Origin of the sequence: Streptomyces sp. NPDC088147, assembly GCF_044741565.1 — a bacterium.
Lineage (GTDB): Bacteria > Actinomycetota > Actinomycetes > Streptomycetales > Streptomycetaceae > Streptomyces.
Map to the genome: position 1 here is coordinate 15485 of NZ_JBIUSY010000002.1, position 15445 is coordinate 30929.

Annotated in this window: 9 protein-coding genes and 1 pseudogene; 4 read left to right on the plus strand and 6 right to left on the minus strand. The window is 70.4% G+C overall.

From position 1 onward, the window contains the following. Positions 1–56: 56 nt before the first annotated feature. Complete coding sequence (locus ACIOGX_RS05460) at positions 57–1253, minus strand: winged helix-turn-helix domain-containing protein (RefSeq protein ID WP_401910598.1); 1197 nt, start codon at positions 1251–1253, stop codon at positions 57–59. Positions 1254–1323: 70 nt separating this feature from the next. Then, positions 1324–1914: a GNAT family N-acetyltransferase gene (locus ACIOGX_RS05465; RefSeq protein ID WP_401910600.1), complete on the minus strand. Its 591-nt coding sequence runs from the start codon at positions 1912–1914 to the stop codon at positions 1324–1326. A 240-nt stretch (positions 1915–2154) separates the two neighbouring features. Between ACIOGX_RS05465 and secA the strand changes: the two genes are divergently transcribed. Next, complete coding sequence (gene secA / locus ACIOGX_RS05470; protein WP_356508776.1) at positions 2155–4983, plus strand: preprotein translocase subunit SecA; 2829 nt, start codon at positions 2155–2157, stop codon at positions 4981–4983. A gap of 74 nt (positions 4984–5057) precedes the next feature. On the opposite strand, the pseudogene ACIOGX_RS05475 reads toward secA, so the two are convergent. Then, positions 5058–5471 (minus strand): annotated as a pseudogene (locus ACIOGX_RS05475) (Rv3235 family protein); the annotation flags it as partial. Between the two features lie 436 nt (positions 5472–5907). Here ACIOGX_RS05475 and ACIOGX_RS05480 point away from each other — a divergent pair. Together ACIOGX_RS05480 and ACIOGX_RS05485 are read left to right on the plus strand one after the other, a co-directional pair. Continuing rightward, positions 5908–6414: a DUF6912 family protein gene (locus ACIOGX_RS05480; RefSeq protein ID WP_356508774.1), complete on the plus strand. Its 507-nt coding sequence runs from the start codon at positions 5908–5910 to the stop codon at positions 6412–6414. 118 nt (positions 6415–6532) lie between these two features. Further along, a complete protein-coding gene (locus ACIOGX_RS05485) occupies positions 6533–7204 on the plus strand; it encodes an HAD family hydrolase (protein WP_401910604.1) in 672 nt (223 codons plus the stop codon). Between the two features lie 213 nt (positions 7205–7417). Here the strand turns inward: ACIOGX_RS05485 and ACIOGX_RS05490 are convergent, their stop codons facing one another. Then, positions 7418–7984, minus strand: coding sequence for a DJ-1/PfpI family protein (locus ACIOGX_RS05490; RefSeq protein WP_356508770.1), 567 nt, complete (start codon positions 7982–7984; stop codon positions 7418–7420). 520 nt (positions 7985–8504) lie between these two features. Between ACIOGX_RS05490 and ACIOGX_RS05495 the strand changes: the two genes are divergently transcribed. Further along, positions 8505–13559, plus strand: a complete 5055-nt coding sequence (locus tag ACIOGX_RS05495) for an NAD-glutamate dehydrogenase (protein ID WP_401910606.1) — start codon at positions 8505–8507, stop codon at positions 13557–13559. 93 nt (positions 13560–13652) lie between these two features. On the opposite strand, the gene ACIOGX_RS05500 is transcribed toward ACIOGX_RS05495, so the two are convergent. Continuing rightward, on the minus strand, positions 13653–14441 hold the full coding sequence (locus tag ACIOGX_RS05500; protein WP_401911969.1) for an ABC transporter ATP-binding protein: 789 nt from the start codon (positions 14439–14441) through the stop codon (positions 13653–13655). A 31-nt stretch (positions 14442–14472) separates the two neighbouring features. Further along, positions 14473–15375 carry an ABC transporter permease gene (locus tag ACIOGX_RS05505; RefSeq protein WP_401911972.1) on the minus strand — a complete coding sequence of 301 codons (903 nt, stop codon included), beginning with the start codon at positions 15373–15375 and terminating at the stop codon, positions 14473–14475. Between the last annotated feature and the right edge of the window lie 70 nt (positions 15376–15445).

Here is a 15445-nt window from a genome sequence, read left to right on the forward strand (position 1 = left end):
CAGGACGGCATCCGGGCGGGCGGACCCGGCGACGCGTTCGGACCCGGCGGCGCCGCTCAGAGCGCGGTGAGCGCGTCCGCCAGCGGGCCGCGCAGCGCGGGCGAGTCGACCCGCTCCACCCGCACGTCCGAGCAGCCGACCCACTCCGCCGCCTCCCGCAGGGCCTGGGCCATCGCGGGCACTGCCCTGGGGGACTCCAGGGACACATGCTTCGCCACGAGCGTCTTCCCCTCGCGCGCCGGGTCCACACGGCCCAGCAGCTTCCCCCCGGACAGCAGCGGCATCGCGAAGTAGCCGTACACCCGCTTGGGCTTGGGGACGTACGCCTCCAGCCGGTGGGTGAAGCCGAAGATCCGCTCCGTGCGGGCCCGCTCCCAGATGAGGGAGTCGAAGGGCGACAGCAGCGTCGTGCGGTGCCGCCCCCTCGGTGCGGTCGCCAGCGCCTCCGGGTCGGCCCAGGCCGGTTTCCCCCAGCCCTCGACCGTCACCGGCACCAGCCCCGAGTCCGCGAGCACGGCGTCGACCTGCTCGCCCTTGAGCCGGTGGTAGTCGGCGATGTCGGCGCGCGTACCGACCCCGAGCGACTGGCCCGCGAGCCGTACGAGGCGGCGCAGGCACTCCCTGTCATCCAGATCGTCATGGAGGAACTCGTCCGGGACGGCCCGCTCCGCGAGGTCGTAGACCCGCTTCCAGCCGCGCCGCTCGGTGCACACCACCTCGCCGTACATGAGCGCGCGCTCGACGGCGACCTTCGCCTCGGACCAGTCCCACCACGGCCCGCCGTTCTTGGCGCCGCCCAGCTCCGTGGCGGTCAGCGGGCCCTCCGAGGCAAGCTGCTTGATCACCGTGTCGTACGCGCCGTCCGCCAGCTCGTGGTGCCAGTGCGGCCGGGCGCGGTAGGCGCGCCTGCGGAAGGCGAAGTGCGGCCACTCCTCGACCGGCAGGATGCACGCCGCGTGCGACCAGTACTCGAAGGCGTGCGGCCGCGACGGTGACGTACCGGCCGGGGCCGGGGTCCAGTACGCGTCCTCGACCGTCCTGCGGCCGACGGCGCCCAGGCGCGCGTACGGAATCAGTTCGTGCGACCGCGCCAGCACCGAGATCGTGTCCAGCTGGACGGCTCCGAGATGGCGCAGCACGCCCCGCACGCCCCCGCGCCGGTCGGGGGCGCCGAGGAACCCCTGGGCGCGCAGCGCTATCCGGCGGGCTTCGTCGGCGGACAGCTCGGTGGTGGCGGGCGGCACAGTCGTCATGAACCGCACGATAGACCGCGGCACTGACAGTCAGGTCCGCGCGGGCGCATCCCGGTCCCGGTGGCCGCGCTCAGGCGCCCGCCGGCACATGCCTCTCCTGGGCGGGCAGGTACGGCTGGGCACCCGGCAGCCCCAGATCGGACGGGAGCAGCGCGCCTATCCACATGTCCCGCAGCGTGTCCCTGTGGAGCAGGGCGGCGCGCAGCACGCCCTCCATCGCGAAACCGGCCTTCTCCGCGACGGCGCGCGAGCCCGCGTTGCCGACCTCGGCGCGCCACTCCAGGCGCTGCGCGCCCAGTGCCGTGAAGGCCCAGTGGGCCACCGCCCGCGCGGCTTCGGCCGTATAGCCCCGGCCGCGGTGCTCCCTCGCCGTCCAGTAGCCGACCTCCCAGGTGCCCGACTGACAGTGCGCGTTGACCGCGCCCATCACCGGACCCCCGCCTCCGGGCACCATGGCGAAGGTGCAGTTGGTCGCCGTCCGCCAGCCGTCCGGGACCATCCGTGTGACGAAGTGCTCCGCGTGCTGCCGCTCGTACGGTGTGGGAATCGGGACCCACCGCTGGATCTCGGGGTCCTGGCAGGCCGCGAGGACGTCGTCGACGTCATCCGGGGTGAGGGGGCGCAGCAGCAGGCGCTCGGTGGTGAGAGTGACGGGTTCCATAGCCGGATTCTGCTGAGCCGGGTCCCCCGGCACGAGTGCTTTTCCCGTCTCACCGGCACCTTCCACGGGTTCCGAGCGTTCTCCTTGCGGGTGTCGGCGGGCCCGCGTGACCTCGGCCCTCCCGGCGCGGGCGGGTCCTCGCTTACGATGGCCGTTGCGGTGGGGCCCGCCTGCCGTGCCCGCGCCCGTGTCCGTATCCGACCCACGTGCCAGGCCCGACCGGCAAGGAGACCAACCTCAGTGTCCGTCTTCAACAAGCTCATGCGTGCAGGCGAAGGCAAGATCCTGCGCAAACTGCACCGCATCGCGGACCAGGTCAACTCCATCGAAGAGGATTTCGTAACCCTCTCCGACGCCGAGTTGAGGGCGCTCACCGCCGAGTACAAAGAGCGGTACGCCGACGGTGAGAGCCTTGACGACCTGCTCCCCGAGGCTTTCGCGACCGTCCGCGAGGCGGCCAAGCGCGTCCTCGGCCAGCGTCACTACGACGTGCAGCTGATGGGCGGCGCCGCCCTGCACCTCGGCTATGTCGCCGAGATGAAGACCGGTGAGGGCAAGACCCTCGTCGGCACGCTGCCCGCGTATCTCAACGCGCTGTCGGGCAAGGGCGTCCACCTGATCACGGTGAACGACTACCTGGCCGAGCGCGACTCCGAGATGATGGGCCGCGTCCACAAGTTCCTGGACCTCGACGTCGGCTGCATCCTGGCGAACATGTCGCCCGCGCAGCGCCGTGAGCAGTACGCCTGCGACATCACGTACGGCACGAACAACGAGTTCGGGTTCGACTACCTGCGCGACAACATGGCGTGGTCCCAGGAGGAGCTGGTCCAGCGCGGCCACAACTACGCCATCGTCGACGAGGTCGACTCGATCCTCGTGGACGAGGCCCGTACGCCGCTGATCATCTCCGGCCCCGCCGACCAGGCCACCAAGTGGTACGGCGACTTCGCCAAGCTGGTCACCCGGCTGACGAGGGGCGAGGCGGGCAACCCGCTCAAGGGCATCGAGGAGACCGGCGACTACGAGGTCGACGAGAAGAAGCGCACCGTGGCCATTCATGAGCCCGGTGTGTCCAAGGTCGAGGACTGGCTGGGCATCGACAACCTGTACGAGTCGGTGAACACCCCGCTCGTCGGTTATCTGAACAACGCCATCAAGGCCAAGGAACTGTTCAAGAACGACAAGGACTACGTCGTCATCGACGGCGAGGTCATGATCGTCGACGAGCACACCGGCCGTATCCTCGCCGGCCGCCGCTACAACGAGGGCATGCACCAGGCGATCGAGGCGAAGGAAGGGGTGGACATCAAGGACGAGAACCAGACCCTCGCCACGATCACCCTCCAGAACTTCTTCCGCCTCTACGGCAAGCTCTCCGGCATGACCGGTACGGCCATGACCGAGGCCGCCGAGTTCCACCAGATCTACAAGCTGGGCGTCGTGCCGATCCCGACGAACCGGCCCATGGTCCGTATGGACCAGTCCGACCTGATCTACCGCACCGAGGTCGCCAAGTTCGCGGCGGTCGTGGACGACATCGCGGAGAAGCACGAGAAGGGGCAGCCGATCCTGGTCGGCACCACCTCGGTCGAGAAGTCCGAGTACCTCTCGCAGCAGCTCAACAAGCGCGGTGTCCAGCACGAGGTGCTCAACGCCAAGCAGCACGACCGGGAGGCGACGATCGTCGCCCAGGCCGGCCGCAAGGGCGCCGTCACCGTCGCCACGAACATGGCGGGACGCGGTACGGACATCAAGCTCGGCGGCAACCCCGACGATCTCGCGGAGGCGGAGCTGCGCCAGCGCGGCCTGGACCCCGTCGAGCACGTCGAGGAGTGGGCCGCCGCCCTGCCGGCCGCGCTGGAGAAGGCCGAGCAGGCGGTGAAGGCGGAGTTCGAGGAGGTCAAGGACCTCGGCGGGCTGTACGTCCTGGGCACCGAGCGGCACGAGTCGCGCCGTATCGACAACCAGCTGCGCGGTCGTTCAGGACGTCAGGGCGACCCCGGCGAGTCCCGCTTCTACCTCTCCCTCGGCGACGACCTGATGCGGCTGTTCAAGGCGCAGATGGTCGAGCGCGTGATGGCCATGGCCAACGTGCCGGACGACGTCCCGATCGAGAACAAGATGGTGACGCGCGCCATCGCCTCCGCCCAGTCCCAGGTCGAGCAGCAGAACTTCGAGACGCGCAAGAACGTCCTGAAGTACGACGAGGTGCTCAACCGGCAGCGTGAGGTCATCTACGGCGAGCGCCGCCGCGTCCTGGAGGGCGAGGACCTGCAGGAGCAGGTGCGCCACTTCATGGACGACACGATCGACGCGTACATCCAGGCGGAGACCGTCGAGGGCTTCGCCGAGGAGTGGGACCTCGACCGGCTGTGGGGAGCCTTCAAACAGCTCTACCCGACGAAGGTCACGGTGGACGAGCTGGAGGAGGCGACGGGCGACCGCGCCGGGATCACCGCCGAGTTCATCGCGGAGTCCGTCAAGGACGACATCTACGCCCAGTACGAGGAGCGCGAGAACCAGCTCGGTTCGGACATCATGCGCGAGCTGGAGCGGCGCGTGGTGCTGTCCGTCCTGGACCGCAAGTGGCGCGAGCACCTCTACGAGATGGACTACCTCCAGGAGGGCATCGGCCTGCGTGCCATGGCGCAGAAGGACCCGCTGGTCGAGTACCAGCGCGAGGGCTTCGACATGTTCAACGCCATGATGGACGGCATCAAGGAGGAGTCCGTCGGCTATCTGTTCAACCTGGAGGTCCAGGTCGAGCAGCAGGTCGAGGAGGTTCCGGTGCAGGACGCGGCCGAGCGTCCCTCGCTCGCCAAGAAGGACGACGCGGTGCCCGCGGGCACCTCCCGTCCGGAGATCCGCGCGAAGGGTCTCGACGCGCCGCAGCGGCCCGACCGGCTGCACTTCTCCGCTCCCACGGTGGACGGCGAGGGCGGCATCGTCGAGGGCGACTTCCAGAGCGCCGAGGGTCCGACGCGGTCGACGTCGGACGGGATGACGCGCGCCGAGCGGCGCAAGGCCCAGAAGGGCACGAGCGGCGGGCGTCGCCGCAAGAAGTAAGCCTCCGCCGGAGGCACAGTACGACGGACGAGGGCGGGCCGGGGCGCACAGCGAGTGCGCGCCCCGGCCCGCCCTCATGTGCGGTCTCCTGTCCGGTCTCCGCCGAGCTCGACCGCGGCGCAGCGCCAGCGCAGGTCGGCGCCCTGTTCCAGCCGGAAGGCCATGGCGCGCACCTGATCGCCCGCGGAGATGCTGGCGGCGGCCTCGACCGCTCCCGGGCGCGGCTGGAAGGCGCGGCAGGTACGGATGACGGGACGGGCGCCCCGTGCCCGGAGCGGGGTGCCGGGCGCGAGCCGGACGAGCTGGTCGTACGCCTCGCCGATGGTCTGGCCGAGCATCCAGTGCACGGGACGGTGGCCGCTGAGGACGGCGAGCAGGCGCTCCGCGAAGAGTTCGTGCGGCGGCGGGAGGTGCGGGCGCCGCTGCGGGCGTACGGCACCCGGCCTGCGCTGGTCGCGCCGGCCGGGCGGCCTCGCGGCGGCGGTGGTCCGGCTCCGCGTCGCGCCTGTCCCCGCGCCGGTTCCTGTGCCTGTTCCCGTGCTTGTCCCCGTGGTGGTGCGGTTCTGAGCGGTGCTGCGGCTCTGAGCGGCGGTACCGCTCGGAGCGGTGGTGCCGGTCGCCGTGGTGGTACTGGTCGTGTTCACGCAGATCGCCCCCGTTCTGCCCGGCCGGTCGGGATACCGGTCGGTAACTTCTGTTGGGGGATCTTTTACGTGCCCTTGGGGGACGCCCGCAAGGCCCGTGCGGACACGGAGCGCGCGGAGCCGAAATCACCTATCAGAGTGATCGGCGGACGATACGGGGCCCGGCGGCGAGGTGGCGTGCGGTTCCCGGTGGACGTCTGGGGGCTCCATGAGCGTCACCCCGAAGAGGGACTCCCGCACGTATCCTTAGGTGCTCTCCCGACTACGAAAGCGGCCAGCCATGCGCGTCTACGTCCCCCTGACCCTTCCTGGTCTCGCTGAGGCGCACAAGACGGGTGAGCTGGGACCGGGACCGCTGACCGCGTACGCCGTGACCCCCGGGCTGCGCGAGTGGTACGTCTCCGACGACATCGAGGAACTGGAGTACGCGGCCCTCAACCGCGCCGCCGCCGCCTCGCTCCGGCTGCTCGCCGCCGATCCGGCGGCCGGGCGCCGCAGGGTGGTCGTGGCGGCCGATGTGCCGGACAGGGAGGCCGTGTCGGATCCCGACCGCGGACTGGACGACGCGGGCCTCGGCGAGGTGCGGATCGCCGACTCGATCGCGCTGTCGAAGGCGGCGGCGGTGCACGTCGACTCCGACGAGGCGGACGCCGATGTGTCGGCCGCGGCGGCGGCGCTGGGCGCGGCCGACCACGGGGACGACGACGCGCAGTTCACGGTGGACGGCGCGGAGGACCACGAACTGCTCTGGTACGGCGTCCAGGAGATCCCGAACCTGATCGGCTGAGCGGCCGACGGCGGCCCTCGCCCGGGTCGTGCCCCGGGTTGGTGATCCCTCGCAGGTCACAGGGGTCCGCGGGGTTCCGGCGGGGCCGTTGTCGGACCCGGCCGGTACCGTTTTCGGCATGGGGAAGCAGAACACGCATCTGGTCTGGGACTGGAACGGCACCCTCCTCGATGACATCCAGGCGGTCATCGGGGCCACCAACGCGGCCTTCGCGGAAATAGGGCTGGCGTCCATCACGCTGGACACCTACCGCGAGCTGTACTGCGTCCCGGTCCCGAAGTTCTACGAGCGGCTGATGGGCCGCCTGCCGAGCGACGCCGAGTGGGCCGTCATGGACGAGACCTTCCACCGGCACTACACGGAGCGGCGGACCGGCTGCGGGCTCACGGAGGGCGTCGAGGAACTGCTGTCGCAGTGGCGGCTGGCCGGGGACAGCCAGTCGTTGCTGAGCATGTACGGGCACGAGCAACTGGTCCCGGTGGTGCGGGGGTACGGGATCGAGAGCCACTTCGTCCGCGTCGACGGCAGGACGGGGCCGTCCGGTGGCAGCAAGGCGGTGCACATGGAGCGGCATCTGACCGCGCTGGCGTCGGCGGGCGCGATATCCGCCGAGCGGACGGTGGTGATCGGTGACGCGGTCGACGACGCGCTGGCGGCGGCGCATGTCGGCGCGTGTGCCGTGCTGTACACGGGGGGCTCGAACAGCCGGGCCAGCCTGGAGGCGGTGGGCGTACCGGTGGTGGACACGCTCGCGGAGGCGGTCGAGACGGCGCGGCGTCTGACGGCCTGACGGCCTGACGGCCTGACGGCCTGACGCGGGAGAGTCCGGCGGGGACGACCGGGGGCCAGTCGGGCGACGGCCGCAGGACGGCCGCGGGACGGCCGAGAGCCGGGCACCGTCGGGAGTGCACCCGGCTCCGGGCCTGTCCCCGGCCGGCTCCGGGCCTGGCCCCGGCGGGCGCGCGGTCGCGTCACCTCGCCGGGTTCACCGGGGCTCCGCCCGTCAGGTCACCGGGGCCTTCGCGCGCAGCACGGTGAGGAACTCGCGCATCCAGGCCGAGTGGTCGGGCCAGGCGCGGGACGAGACGAGCGTGCCGTCCACCACCGCCTCCGTGTCCTGGAAAGTGGCCCCGGCCGCCTGCATGTCCAGCTCCAGCGCCGGATAGGCCGTCACCCGGCGGCCGGCCAGCTCGCCGATCGCGGCCGTCAGCAGTGGCCCGTGACAGATCTGGGCGACGGGCTTGTCGGCGTCGAAGAAGGACTTGAGGATCTTGCGCAGCTCCGGGTCGCCCCGCAGATACTCGGGGGCACGGCCGCCCGGGATGACCAGGGCCGCGTACTGCGTCGCGTCGACCTCGGCGAAGGCCAGATCGGCGGGCCAGGTGTAGCCGGGCTTCTCGGTGTAGGTGTCGAAGCCGGGCTCGAAGTCATGGACCACGAACTGAAGCTTCTTACGGGTCGGAGCGGCGATATGGACCTCGTAACCCTCCTCGCGCAGGCGCTGGTACGGGTAGAGCACTTCCAGCGACTCGGCGGCGTCGCCGGTGACGATCAGAACCTTGGCTGCCATGACTGCTCCCGGAGAGAGTGGGTCGGTCTGTCCACCTGTCGACCAGTGTCGTCCTGTGGACCAGTGTCGTCCCGGTCGGCGCGCGTCGGCGAGGGTGCGTCGGCGAGCGCTTCCGTGCCGGGCGGGGCCGTGAGCCTGCGACGGGCGTCCGTGTCGCTGTCCAGAGTGTCAAAGTTGGTACCCCGTATTTGTACACATGCGGCCCATGACGGCGCCCCGGTCAAGGGCGATAGCCTGGTGCCCGTGATCAGCGCGATATGCCGTGGGGGCAGCGAAGCCCCCCGCCTGCGCCCGGAGCGCGACAGCGCCCGGGTGATCGCTGGTCCCCCAGGGCCGGTCCCCTCGGGACAGGACTCGGGACAGGATCTTGACCCGGGTCGACTGCCAAAATTGGCCAATAACGCCCCGGACATCTCTCATCGCGGCATAACGTCGACCCAGACCGGAAACCCCGCGTCGTGGCGTTGTGTCGCTTCCTTCACCTACGTCACGCAATGGCGCGCGACAGGAGCCAGAGGACATGCAGACCAAGCTGGACGAAGCCAAGGCCGAGCTGCTCGAACAGGCGGCTCGGGCCGCTGAGAACAGCCCGGTGGGGGGAACCGGGGGGCTGGGGGCCCGCTCCCGGGAGGACGAGGCCTCGGCCGGATCCCGCGGCGCCGGTGGCCAGGAGGACGGTCCCGACCGGGACGGCCTTCTCGCGTACCTCCACCGCTACTACCTGCACACCGCTCCCGAGGACCTGGCGGACCGCGACCCGGTCGATGTCGTCGGTGCGGCGCTCTCCCACTACCGACTGGCCGGGAATCGCCCCCAGGGCACGGCGAGCGTACGGGTGCACACCCCGACCGTCGAGGAGAACGGCTGGACCTGCCGCCACTCCGTGGTCGAGGTCGTCACCGACGACATGCCGTTCCTGGTCGACTCCGTCACCAACGAGATCTCGCGCCAGGGCCGCGGCATCCACGCCGTGGTGCATCCTCAGATCGCCGTACGCCGCGATGTCACCGGCAAGCTGATCGAGGTGCTGCCCGCAGAGGCGGTCACCGCCGCGGAGCCCCGGCACGACCTCTTCATCGAGTCCTGGATCCACGTCGAGATCGACCGCGAGACCGACCAGGCCGATCTCCAGCAGATGACCGCCGACCTGCTGCGGGTCCTCTCCGACGTCCGCGAGACCGTCGAGGACTGGGAGAAGATGCGGGACGCGGCGCTGCGGATCGCCGAGGAACTGCCCAGCGAGCCGACCGCCGACGATCTGCGCGACCAGGAGGTCGAGGAGGCCCGGGAGCTGCTGCGCTGGCTCGCCGCCGACCACTTCACCTTCCTCGGCTACCGCGAGTATCAGCTGACGGACAGTGACGCCCTCTCCGCCGTGCCCGGCACCGGACTCGGCGTGCTGCGCTCCGACCCGGCGCACACCGGCGACGAGGACCACCCGGTCAGCCCGTCCTTCAGCCGGCTGCCCGCCGACGCCCGTGCCAAGGCACGTGAGCACAAGCTGCTCGTCCTCACCAAGGCCAACAGCCGCGCCACGGTCCACCGCTCCGGCTATCTCGACTACGTCGGGGTCAAGAAGTTCGACGCCAAGGGCAATGTCGTCGGCGAGCGGCGCTTCCTCGGGCTCTTCTCCTCCGCCGCGTACACCGAGTCCGTCCGCCGGGTGCCGGTGATCCGCCGCAAGGTCGCCGAGGTCCTGGAGAGCGCGGGCCTCTCGCCCAACAGCCACGACGGCCGTGATCTGCTCCAGATCCTGGAGACCTATCCGCGCGACGAGCTGTTCCAGACGTCCGTCGACGAACTCCGCTCGATCGTCACCAGCGTGCTGTATCTCCAGGAACGCAGGCGTCTGCGCCTCTACCTCCGCCAGGACGAGTACGGGCGCTACTACTCCGCCCTCGTCTATCTGCCGCGCGACCGCTACACCACCGGCGTCCGGCTCCGGCTGGTCGAGATCCTCAAGGAGGAACTCGGCGGGACCAGTGTCGACTTCACCGCGTGGAACACAGAATCGATCCTCTCCCGGCTGCACTTCGTCGTCCGGGTCCCCCGGGGCACCCAGCTGGCGAAGCTCACCGACGCCGACACCGAGCGGATCGAGGCCCGGCTCGTCGAGGCCGCCCGCTCCTGGGCCGACGCCTTCGGCGAGGCGCTGACCGCCGAGTGCGGTGAGGAGCGCGCCGCCGAACTGCTGCGCAGGTACGGCTCCGCCTTCCCCGAGGGCTACAAGGCCGACCACTCCCCGCGCGCCGCCGTCGCCGACCTGGCCCATCTGGAGGCGGTCACCAGCGCCGAGGCGGGCTCGGACTTCGCGCTCTCGCTGTACGAGCCGGTCGGCGCCGGCCCCGGCGAGCGCCGCTTCAAGATCTACCGCTCGGGCGAGCAGGTCTCCCTCTCCGCCGTCCTGCCGGTGCTCCAGCGGCTCGGCGTCGAGGTCGTCGACGAGCGTCCGTACGAGCTGCGCTGCTCGGACCGTACCCACGCCTGGATCTACGACTTCGGCCTGCGGCTGCCCCAGGGCGGCGGGGGCGACTATCTCACCGAGGACGACCGTCAGCGCTTCCAGGACGCCTTCGCCGCCGTGTGGACCGGGGCCGCGGAGAACGACGGCTTCAACTCGCTCGTCCTGCGGGCCGGTCTGGACTGGCGGCAGGCGATGGTGCTGCGCGCGTACGCCAAGTACCTGCGCCAGTCCGGCTCGACCTTCAGCCAGGACTACATGGAGGACACCCTCCGCAGCAATGTCCACACCACCCGGCTGCTGGTCTCCCTCTTCGAGGCCAGGATGTCGCCGGGCCGCCAGCGCGCCGGCATCGAGCTGACGGAGGCGATGCTGGAGGAGCTGGACGGTGCCCTGGACCAGGTCGCGAGCCTGGACGAGGACCGTATCCTCAGGTCTTTCCTCACCCTCATCAAGGCCACGCTGCGGACCAACTTCTTCCAGCGCGCGGGCGACGGCGACAAGCCGGAGCAGCGGGAGACGGGCGAGGCGGGCCACAAGACCGCTGCGGGCGAGCAGCACAGCTATGTGTCGATGAAGTTCGACCCGCAGGCCATCCCCGATCTGCCCGCGCCCCGCCCGGCGTACGAGATCTGGGTGTACTCCCCGCGTGTCGAGGGCGTCCATCTGCGCTTCGGCAAGGTCGCCCGCGGCGGTCTGCGCTGGTCCGACCGGCGCGAGGACTTCCGTACGGAGATCCTCGGCCTGGTCAAGGCGCAGATGGTGAAGAACACCGTGATCGTGCCGGTCGGCGCCAAGGGCGGCTTCGTCGCCAAGCAGCTGCCCGACCCGGCCGCGGACCGGGACGCCTGGCTGGCCGAGGGCATCGCCTCGTACAAGATCTTCATCTCGGCGCTGCTCGACATCACGGACAACATGGTGGCGGGCGAGGTCGTGCCGCCGGCCGATGTGGTCAGGCACGACGAGGACGACACGTATCTGGTCGTCGCCGCCGACAAGGGCACCGCGAGCTTCTCCGACATCGCCAACGACGTGGCGGTCGCCTACGACTTCTGGCTCGGGGACGCCTTCGCCTCCGGCGGCAGCGCGGGCTACGACCACAAGGGCATGGGCATCACGGCGCGCGGCGCCTGGGAGTCCGTGAAGCGGCACTTCCGCGAGCTGGGCCATGACACCCAGACCGAGGACTTCACGGTCGTCGGTGTCGGCGACATGTCCGGCGACGTGTTCGGCAACGGCATGCTGCTCTCCGAGCACATCCGGCTGGTCGCGGCCTTCGACCACCGGCACATCTTCCTCGACCCGCACCCGGACGCGGCCACCTCGTACGCGGAGCGCCGCCGGCTGTTCGAGCTGCCGCGCTCGTCGTGGGCCGACTACGACAAGGAACTGCTGTCGCAGGGCGGCGGTATCCATCCGCGCACGGCCAAGGCGATTCCCATCAACGCGCATGTGCGGGAGGCGCTCGGCATCGAGCCCGGTGTCTCCAAGCTGACGCCCGCCGAGCTGATGAAGGCGATCCTCCAGGCGCCGGTGGACCTGCTGTGGAACGGCGGGATCGGTACGTATGTGAAGGCCTCCACCGAGACCGACGCCGACGTCGGCGACAAGGCCAACGACTCGATCCGCGTCAACGGCGAGGACCTGCGGGTCAAGGTCGTCGGCGAGGGCGGCAACCTGGGACTGACCCAGCTCGGCCGTATCGAGTTCGCCCGGCGCGGCGCCGGCGGCGAGGGCGGCAAGGTCAACACCGACGCCATCGACAACAGCGCGGGCGTCGACACCTCCGACCACGAGGTGAACATCAAGATCCTGCTCAACAGCCTGGTCACGGACGGCGACATGACCGTCAAGCAGCGCAACACGCTGCTCGCGGCGATGACCGACGAGGTCGGCGCGCTGGTGCTGCGCAACAACTACGCGCAGAACACCGCGCTCGCCAACGCCGTCGCCCAGGCCCCGTCCCTGCTCCACGCCCACCAGCGGTTCATGCGCCGCCTGGTGCGCGACGGACATCTCGACAGGGCGCTGGAGTTCCTGCCCAGCGACCGGCAGATCCGCGAACTGCTCAACGCGGGCAAGGGCATGTCCCAGCCCGAACTGGCGGTGCTGCTCGCCTACACCAAGATCACGGTGGCGGAGGAGCTGATCCACACCGAGCTGCCCGACGACCCGTATCTGCGCAAGCTGCTGCACGCGTACTTCCCGCAGGCGCTGCGGGAGAAGTTCGCCGAGCAGATCGACGCGCACGCGCTGCGCCGCGAGATCGTGACGACGGTGCTCGTCAACGACACCGTCAACACCGGTGGTTCGACCTTCCTGCACCGGCTGCGGGAGGAGACCGGCGCGTCGACCGAGGAGATCGTACGGGCCCAGGCCGCGGCCCGGGAGATCTTCGGGCTGAACGCTGTCTGGGACGCCGTCGAGGCGCTGGACAACCAGGTGGCGGCCGATGTCCAGACCCGGGTCAGGCTGCACTCGCGCCGGCTGGTCGAGCGCGGTACGCGCTGGCTGCTGGGCAACCGGCCGCAGCCGCTGGAGATCGCGGGGACCATCGAGTTCTTCGCGGCGCGGGTCGAGCGGGTCTGGGCACAGCTGCCGCCGATGCTGCGCGGCGCGGAGCTGGCGTGGTACCAGCGGATCCTGGCGGAGCTGACCGAGGCGGGGATCCCGGAGGAGCTGGCCCTGCGGGTGGCGAGCTTCTCGTCCGCCTTCCCGACGCTCGACATCGTGGCGATCGCGGACCGTACGGACCAGGACCCGCTCGCCGTCGCCGAGGTGTACTACGACCTCGGTGACCGGCTGCGGATCACCCAGCTGATGGACCGGATCGTGGAGCTGCCGCGGGCCGACCGCTGGCAGTCCATGGCCCGCGCCTCCATCCGCGAGGACCTGTACGCGGCGCACGCCGCGCTGACGGCGGACGTACTCGCCGTGGGCGACAGCGACTCGACGCCCGAGGAGCGCTACACGGCGTGGGAGCAGAAGAACGCCGCGATCCTCGGCCGTTCGCGGGCCACGCTGGAGGAGATCCAGGGGTCGGACGCGTTCGATCTGGCGAATCTGTCGGTCGCGATGCGGACGATGCGCACGCTGCTGCGTACGCACAGCTGACCGGTACACGAAAGGAGGGGCGCCCGGCTCGCGATGAGCCGGGCGCCCCTTCTCGCGTCCGCCTCGCGCCCGACTCGTGGGGGGCTTGCGGGGCTACTTCTTCTTGCCGGTGAACTCCTCGTACGCCGCGACGACATCCGCCGCCGGGCCGTCCATCCGCAGCGTCCCCGACTCCAGCCAGAGCGCCCGGTCGCAGGTGTCGAGGATGGACTTGTCGCTGTGGCTGACCAGGAAGACCGTGCCGGCCTCCGCGCGCAGCTCGGTGATGCGCTCCTGGCTGCGGCGCTGGAACCGGGCGTCGCCGGTGGACAGCGCCTCGTCGATCAGCAGCACGTCATGGCTCTTGGCGGCGGCGATCGAGAAGCGCAGCCGGGCGCCCATCCCCGAGGAGTACGTCCGCATCGGCAGCGAGATGAAGTCGCCCTTGTCGTTGATCCCGGAGAACTCCACGATGTCGTCGTAGCGGCTGCGGACCTGCTCCTGTGACATGCCCATCGCCAGCCCGCCGAGGATCACGTTCCGCTCGCCGGTCAGATCGCTCATCAGCGCCGCGTTGACGCCGAGGAGCGAGGGCTGGCCCCGGGTGAAGACCGTGCCCCGGGACGGTGGCAGCAGCCCCGCGATCGCCTTCAGCAGGGTCGACTTGCCGGACCCGTTGGAGCCGATCAGCCCGATGGCCTCGCCCTTGTACGCGGCGAAGCTCACACCCCTGACGGCGTGCACCTCACGCGCGCCGGGCGCCGACCGGCGCGAGACGATCCGGCTCAGCGCCGAGGTGGCGCTGCCCCGGCCGCCCCGGGTGCCGTGCACCGTATAGGTGACGTGGACGCCGTCGACGACGACGGTGGGGACGCGTTCCGGCGCGGTCGGCCGCCCGGAGATGTCCGTGCCCGCGTCCGTACTCCTTCTCTCCTCAGCCACGTCCGTACTCCTCCTCGGCCTTCCAGAAGAACAGAAACCCGCCGACGCCCGCGAGCAGCGCCCAGCCGAGGGCGACGGCCCAGATGTGCGGGGGCAGTTGACCGGCGGTGTAGCTGTCGATGAGCGCGAAGCGCATCAGATCGATGTAGACCGCGGCCGGGTTGCACTGAAGGATCACCGTCACCGCATGCGGCAGCTCGTCGCCGCTCGTGACCTTGTCGACGCTCCACATCACGCCGGACACATACATCCAGGTACGCAGCAGGAACGGCATCAGCTGCGAGATGTCCGGAGTCCTGGCCGCGAGCCGGGCCACGGCCATCGAGACGCCGGTGTTGAAGAGCGACTGGAGCAGCAGGGCCGGCAGCGCGAGCAGCCAGCCGGCCGCCGGGTACTGGCCGAAGCAGACCAGGATCACCACCAGCGCGCCCATGGAGAACAGCAGTTGCTGGAGCTGCTGGAGCGCGAGCGCGATCGGCAGCGCGGCGCGCGGGAAGTGCAGGGCCCGTACGAGACCGAGGTTGCCGGAGATCGCGCGGGTACCGGTCATGATCGAGTTCGAGGTGAAGGTCCAGATGAAGACGCCCGTGACCAGGAACGGGATGAAGTCCGGTACGCCGTGCCTGGTGTTGAGCAGCACACCGAAGATGACGTAGTAGACCGTCGCGTTCAGCAGCGGGGTCATGATCTGCCAGATCTGGCCCAGCTTCGCCTGGCTGTACTGGGCGGTCAGCCGGGCGGTGGCGAAGGCGGCGATGAAATGCCGGCGCGACCACAGGGCGCGGACGTAGTCGGGCAGGGCGGGGCGGGCGCCGCTCACGGTCAGGCCGTGGCGGCGGGCGAGGGCGCTGAGATCGGTCCCGGTCCCTGTAGCGGACTCTGGGGCCGGTGGCACTGATGGGGCCGGTGTGGCCGATGCGATCGTCTGGCTCACGGGGGGTCGCTTTCGACGTGTTCTGAGGTCG

Coding starts and splice junctions, on each gene's coding strand:
- ACIOGX_RS05465 (WP_401910600.1), bottom strand. CDS start 1,914: ATGGAACCCGTCACTCTCACCACCGAGCGCCTGCTGCTGCGCCCCCTC.
- ACIOGX_RS05460 (WP_401910598.1), bottom strand. CDS start 1,253: ATGACGACTGTGCCGCCCGCCACCACCGAGCTGTCCGCCGACGAAGCC.
- ACIOGX_RS05480 (WP_356508774.1), top strand. CDS start 5,908: ATGCGCGTCTACGTCCCCCTGACCCTTCCTGGTCTCGCTGAGGCGCAC.
- ACIOGX_RS05485 (WP_401910604.1), top strand. CDS start 6,533: ATGGGGAAGCAGAACACGCATCTGGTCTGGGACTGGAACGGCACCCTC.
- ACIOGX_RS05495 (WP_401910606.1), top strand. CDS start 8,505: ATGCAGACCAAGCTGGACGAAGCCAAGGCCGAGCTGCTCGAACAGGCG.
- ACIOGX_RS05490 (WP_356508770.1), bottom strand. CDS start 7,984: ATGGCAGCCAAGGTTCTGATCGTCACCGGCGACGCCGCCGAGTCGCTG.